Genomic DNA, 5277 nt, shown 5'->3' on the forward strand with positions numbered 1-5277 from the left:
AGAAGGTCAACGGCGACGTGCGCCGTTCCTTCGTGGCCGACGTCTCGTGGCGATCGCTCACGGTGTCCCCTTCGTTGGTCGTGCTGGTCTGGATGGTGCGATGTGGTGATGGTGCTGGCACGGCACGAGGGACTTGAACCCCCAACCTTCGGTTTTGGAGACCGATGCTCTGCCAGTTGAGCTAGTGCCGTCCACCGGCGCTTCTGCCCGTCTCCCCCGTCCTGCGTGCAGGACACGAGGGCATGACGAAACAGAGTGAGATCTCACCGGTCCGTCCAGTGTACGGGGTGCGCACCGGCCGAGTCGAACCGACCGCCGGCGCCCTCTGCCGCCTGCGGCCCGGCAACCCCGCCGCGCCGTCTGCCGCCTGCGGCCCGGCACCCCCGCCGTACCGTCCGCCGCCCACGGCCCGGCACCCCCGCCGGGCGGCGTGAACTCAATGTGCACGACTCGCGGGTAACCGGTCCGGTCCCGTAGAACAGAGGATCGTGAGCCATTCCACGACCGAAAGTGCCGTCGGCGCGTCCCCCGCCCCGAACGTGTCCCACTCCATCACGGTGCGCCTCGAGGTGCCGGCCGGCGGCACCGCCGTGAGCCACCTGACGACCACGGTGGAGTCCAGCGGGGGCATCGTGACCGCGCTCGACGTGGCCGCGTCGCGCGCCGACGCCCTGCGCATCGACCTGACCATCGCCGCCGGCGACACCGCCCACGCCGACCGCATCGTCGAGGGGCTGCGGGCGATCCCCGACGTCGCCGTCAAGAAGGTCTCCGACCGCACCTTCCTCATGCACCTCGGCGGGGTCATCGAGACCGCGTCCAAGCACGCGCTGCGCAACCGCGACGACCTCTCGATGGTCTACACCCCCGGCGTCGCCCGCATCTGCCAGGCGATCGCGGCCGACCGCGAGGACGCGCGGCGCCTGACCATCAAGCGCAACAGCGTGGCCGTGGTCACCGACGGCTCGGCCGTGCTCGGACTCGGCAACATCGGCCCGCACGCAGCCCTGCCGGTCATGGAGGGCAAGGCCGCCCTGTTCAAGACCTTCGGCGGCATCGACGCCTGGCCGCTGTGCCTGGACACCCAGGACGTGGACCAGATCGTCGAGACCGTCGCCGCCGTGGCCCCCGGGTTCGCCGGCATCAACCTCGAGGACATCTCGGCGCCGCGGTGCTTCGAGATCGAGGCACGCCTGCGCGAGCGGCTCGACATCCCCGTCTTCCACGACGACCAGCACGGCACCGCCATCGTGGTGCTGGCCGCGCTGCGCAACGCCCTGCGCGTGGTCGAGAAGTCGCTCGAGGACGTGCGCGTGGTGCTGGTGGGTGCCGGCGCCGCCGGCACCGCGATCCTGCGGCTGCTCCTCGGGGCGGGCCTGCGCGACGTGGTCGTGTGCGACGTCGACGGCATCGTCTCCACGGAGCGCGGCGACACCGACCCCACGCTCGCCTGGATCGGGGAGAACACCAACCCGCGTGGCGTCTCGGGCACCCTGAAGGACGCTCTCGTCGACGCCGACGTGTTCATCGGCGTCAGCGCGCCCCGCCTGCTCGGTGCCGCCGACGTCGCCACGATGGCCGACGACGCCGTGGTGTTCGCCCTCGCCAACCCGGACCCGGAGATCGACCCGGCCCTCGCCCGCGAGCACGCGCGCGTGGTGGCCACCGGTCGGTCGGACTACCCGAACCAGATCAACAACGTGCTGGCGTTCCCGGGGATCTTCCGCGGACTGCTCGACGCGCACAGCCACGGCATCGACGTGCCGGTGCTCCTGGCGGCGGCCGAGGCCATCGCGGCGTGCGTCGAGGACGACGAGCTCAACGCCGACTACATCGTGCCGAGCGTCTTCCACCCGGAGGTCCACCACCGCGTGGCCGACGCGGTCGAGCGTGCCGCCCGCGCCTCGCAGTAGCCGCGGCCTCCACCCGGCGCACGCGCGACGCACCCGGCGGTGGACGGGCGCGGGGTCGGCACCGGCCGATACGGTGACGCCATGAGCGTCGCCCAGCCCGCCCCGTCCCCCGGCCGCTCGCTGCGGGTCCTCGCGCTCACGTTGGGCACCTCGCCCCTCATCGTGCTGGTCGCGATCCTGTTCGTGCTGCCTCCCGACCAGGGTGAGCTCTCGGTGGTCGGCGCGGCCGCCGCCCTCGGCGCCGTGGTCCTCGGCTTCCTCGCCGCGCAGACGATCGGCTACCGCGTGGCCGCACTGGAGCCCGGGCTCGACGAGGCCGCCGCCCGGCGCGCCTCGGTGCAGGCGTTCCAGACCACGATGATCCTGCGCTTCGTCCTGACGGAGGCCCCGCTGATCGCCGCGCTGGCGCTGTCGTTCGTCCTCGACGAGGGGCCGTGGCCGTTCGTCCTCGCCGTCGTCGTCGGGGTGCCCTCCATGCTGTTCCACGTGCTGGTGCGTCCTCGCACGATCGAGCGGGTCCGGGCCGGGCTCGAGGCCCGCGGGGCCCGCTCGTACGTGGCGGAGGCCCTCACCCCGTGAGGTCCGTCGCCACGCTGCCCAAGGCGCACCTGCACCTGCACTTCACCGGGTCGATGCGCCACACGACCCTGGTGGAGCTCGCCGAGCGCGACGGCATCCGGCTGCCGCCGGCCCTCGTCGAGGAGTGGCCGCCCCAGCTCGTGGCCACGGACGAGAAGGGCTGGTTCCGGTTCCAGCGGCTGTACGACGTGGCACGCTCGGTCCTGCGCACGGAGGACGACGTGCGGCGCCTGGTCCTGGAGGCGGCCGAGGACGACGCCCGCGACGGTGCGGTGTGGACCGAGATCCAGGTCGACCCGTCGGGCTACGGCGCCCGGTTCGGTGGCATCACCGCCTTCACCGACCTCGTGATCGACGCCGCCCGTGACGCCGGAGAGCGCGTGGGCACCGGCATGGCGGTCGTGGTGGCCGCGAACCGCACCCGCCACCCCCTCGACGCCCGCACGCTGGCGCGCCTCGCCGGGCAGTACGCCGGACGCGGCGTGGTCGGCTTCGGGCTCTCGAACGACGAGCGGCGGGGCGACACGGCCGCCTTCGCCCCGGCCTTCGCGATCGCCGAGCGGGCCGGGCTCTCGCTCGTGCCCCACGGCGGTGAGCTGCGCGGCCCGGCCCACGTGGCGCAGTGCCTCGACCACCTGCACCCCACCCGCCTGGGCCACGGCGTGCGCTCGAGCGAGGACCCGGCGGTGCTCGAGCGGGTCGCCGAGGCCGGCGTGGCCCTCGAGGTGTGCCCCACCTCAAACGTGGCGCTCGGCGTGTACGCCACGCTCGAGGAGGTGCCGGTGCGCACCCTCGTCGAGGCCGGCGTCGACGTCGCGCTCGGCGCCGACGACCCGTTGCTCTTCGGCTCGCGGCTGGCCGGTCAGTACAACGTGCTGCGGGCCGCGCAGGACTTCAGCGACGACGAGCTGGCCGACCTCGCCGCGATGTCGCTGCGCCGCTCGCACGCCCCCGACGACCTCAAGGCTGCGGCCCTGGCCGACGTCGACCGGTGGCGGACGTCGTGAGCGGCATCGACGTGCCGGACCTCGACCACCCCGCGCCCACCGTCCACCCCGGCGCGGACCGGGCCTACGTGCTGGGCCTGCTGTCCCTCGTCGGGGCCGTGTTCGTGCTGCCCGCCCTGCTCGGCCCGTACGTCTGGCACCTGGGGGTCTCGACGCGTCGCGAGATCGACCGTGATCCTGCACGGTGGGTCGGCCGCCGACAGGCCACGGCCGGCATGGTCCTCGGCGCGCTCGCCACGGCACTGGTCGTCGTCGGCCTGCTCGTCCTGGTGGGCTTCGCCGTACGGGCCCACCTGCAGCTCTCCGCGGACACGGGGTACTGAGGCCCTCGCCCGAACCGTTCGTCCGCGAGGCCGGCTCAGAGGGTGCAGCCGACGAGCACGGGTTCCGGCACGAGGGTGATGCCGAAGGCGTCGCGCACGCCGTCGCGCACCTCCCGGGCCAGGGCGAGCAGGTCCTCGCCCGTGGCGTCGCCGCGGTTCGTGAGGGCCAGGGTGTGCTTGGAGGAGACCGCGGCCCGCCCACCGGCCACCGTGTGACCGCGCTCGAACCCGGCGGCCTGGATGAGCCATGCCGCGCTCGTCTTGACGGTTCCGTCGGCCTGCGGGAACCGCGGGGCCCCCTCGGGCAGACGCCCGGCCGCGTCGGCGTCGAGGACGGGGTTGGTGAAGAACGACCCCGCGCTCCACGTGTCGTGGTCGTCGGCGTCGAGCACCATGCCCTTCGCGGCCCGCAGCCCGAGCACCGCCCCACGGACGTCGGCCAGGGGGGCGCGGTCGCCCACGTCGACGCCCAGGCGGGTGGCCAGCTCGGCGTACGCGACGGGCGCGGACAGGTCGCCCAGACGCAGCTGGAACGCCACGGCGAGCACCACGAACCGGCCGGGCTCGGCCTTGAAGCGGCTGTGCCGGTAGCCGAACCCGCAGTCCACGGCGAACAGGGTGCGCACCCGCTGCTCGGCGCGGTCGTAGACCCGCACCGAGGCGATGGTCTGCGCGACCTCCTGGCCGTAGGCACCGACGTTCTGGATGGGCGTGGCCCCCACGGACCCGGGGATGCCCGACAGCGCCTCCAGCCCGACCCAGCCGGACTCGACGGCCACCGCGACGAGCGCGTCCCACGACTCCCCCGCCTGCACGGTGACCATGGCGCCGCTGCAGGCGTCGGCGTCGACCTGGCGCCCCGTCGTGCGCACGAGCACGACGGTCCCCTCGAAGCCGGCGTCGCCGACCACGAGGTTGCTCCCGCCCGCGACCAGCAGGAGCGGGACGCCGGCGTCGTCGGCCGTCCGCACCGCGTCGACGAGCTCCTGCTCGGTGGTGGCCTCGACGACGTCGCGCGCCGGCCCCCCGAGGCGCAGGGTGGTCAGCTGCGCGAGATCCATGCGTCGAGCCTAGGACCCGCTCCCACGGTCAGGGGAAGGAGGTGACGCACCGGACCAGGACGCACGAGACCCCCGGCCGTGCGGCCGGGGGTCTCGTGACGGTGGTGCGGGAGGCTCAGCGCGTCTCGCGGTGGACCTGGTGGGTCTTGCAGCGCGGGCAGAACTTCTTGAGGTCGAGACGATCGGGATCGTTGCGACGGTTCTTCTTGGTGATGTAGTTGCGCTCCTTGCACTCGGTGCAAGCCAAGGTGATCTTGGGTCGAACGTCGGAGCTCTTGCTCGCCACTGGTCTGCCTCTTCTGGTCTGGGGGTGATGCCGTGCACGTGCGGTCTTCGGTAGCTGGGGCGGGACTCGAACCCGCGACACCACGATTATGAGTCGTGTGCTCTAACC

The 5277-nt window shown here is 73.2% G+C and carries 6 protein-coding genes and 2 tRNA genes (1 of these 8 only partly in view); 4 read left to right on the plus strand and 4 right to left on the minus strand.

The annotated features are described in order from the left end of the window. Positions 1–115 precede the first annotated feature (115 nt). A tRNA-Trp gene (locus ASF38_RS01810) sits at positions 116–191 on the minus strand. A 348-nt stretch (positions 192–539) separates the two neighbouring features. Between ASF38_RS01810 and ASF38_RS01815 the strand changes: the two genes are divergently transcribed. The 4 genes from ASF38_RS01815 to ASF38_RS01830 all read left to right on the plus strand — a co-directional run bounded on the left by ASF38_RS01815 (position 540) and on the right by ASF38_RS01830 (position 3822). Beyond that, positions 540–1913, plus strand: coding sequence for an NAD-dependent malic enzyme (locus tag ASF38_RS01815; RefSeq protein ID WP_235493042.1), 1374 nt, complete (start codon positions 540–542; stop codon positions 1911–1913). Between the two features lie 81 nt (positions 1914–1994). Next, positions 1995–2492 (plus strand): hypothetical protein, encoded by a 498-nt coding sequence (locus tag ASF38_RS01820; protein ID WP_156364856.1) that lies wholly within the window; start codon positions 1995–1997, stop codon positions 2490–2492. Then, complete coding sequence (locus ASF38_RS01825; RefSeq protein WP_082480234.1) at positions 2489–3499, plus strand: adenosine deaminase; 1011 nt, start codon at positions 2489–2491, stop codon at positions 3497–3499. Before ASF38_RS01820 ends, ASF38_RS01825 begins: the two co-directional genes overlap by 4 nt. Continuing rightward, positions 3496–3822: a DUF4190 domain-containing protein gene (locus ASF38_RS01830; protein WP_156364857.1), complete on the plus strand. Its 327-nt coding sequence runs from the start codon at positions 3496–3498 to the stop codon at positions 3820–3822. The genes ASF38_RS01825 and ASF38_RS01830 overlap by 4 nt, the downstream gene beginning before the upstream one ends. 35 nt (positions 3823–3857) lie before the next feature. Here the strand turns inward: ASF38_RS01830 and ASF38_RS01835 are convergent, their stop codons facing one another. From ASF38_RS01835 to ASF38_RS18260, 3 genes are all read right to left on the minus strand, one after another. Continuing rightward, complete coding sequence (locus ASF38_RS01835) at positions 3858–4883, minus strand: UDP-N-acetylmuramate dehydrogenase (protein WP_055964152.1); 1026 nt, start codon at positions 4881–4883, stop codon at positions 3858–3860. Between the two features lie 115 nt (positions 4884–4998). After that, positions 4999–5169 (minus strand): 50S ribosomal protein L33, encoded by a 171-nt coding sequence (gene rpmG / locus ASF38_RS01840; protein ID WP_055964149.1) that lies wholly within the window; start codon positions 5167–5169, stop codon positions 4999–5001. 54 nt (positions 5170–5223) lie between these two features. Continuing rightward, positions 5224–5277 (minus strand) — tRNA-Met (locus tag ASF38_RS18260) (it continues 88 nt past the right edge of the window).

Origin of the sequence: Aeromicrobium sp. Leaf272 (assembly GCF_001422865.1) — a bacterium.
Taxonomy (GTDB): Bacteria; Actinomycetota; Actinomycetes; order Propionibacteriales; family Nocardioidaceae; genus Aeromicrobium.

Excerpts from the sequence above, each read along its gene's own strand:
- ASF38_RS01835 (WP_055964152.1), bottom strand. The coding sequence starts at position 4,883 with ATGGATCTCGCGCAGCTGACCACCCTGCGCCTCGGGGGGCCGGCGCGC.
- ASF38_RS01820 (WP_156364856.1), top strand. The coding sequence starts at position 1,995 with ATGAGCGTCGCCCAGCCCGCCCCGTCCCCCGGCCGCTCGCTGCGGGTC.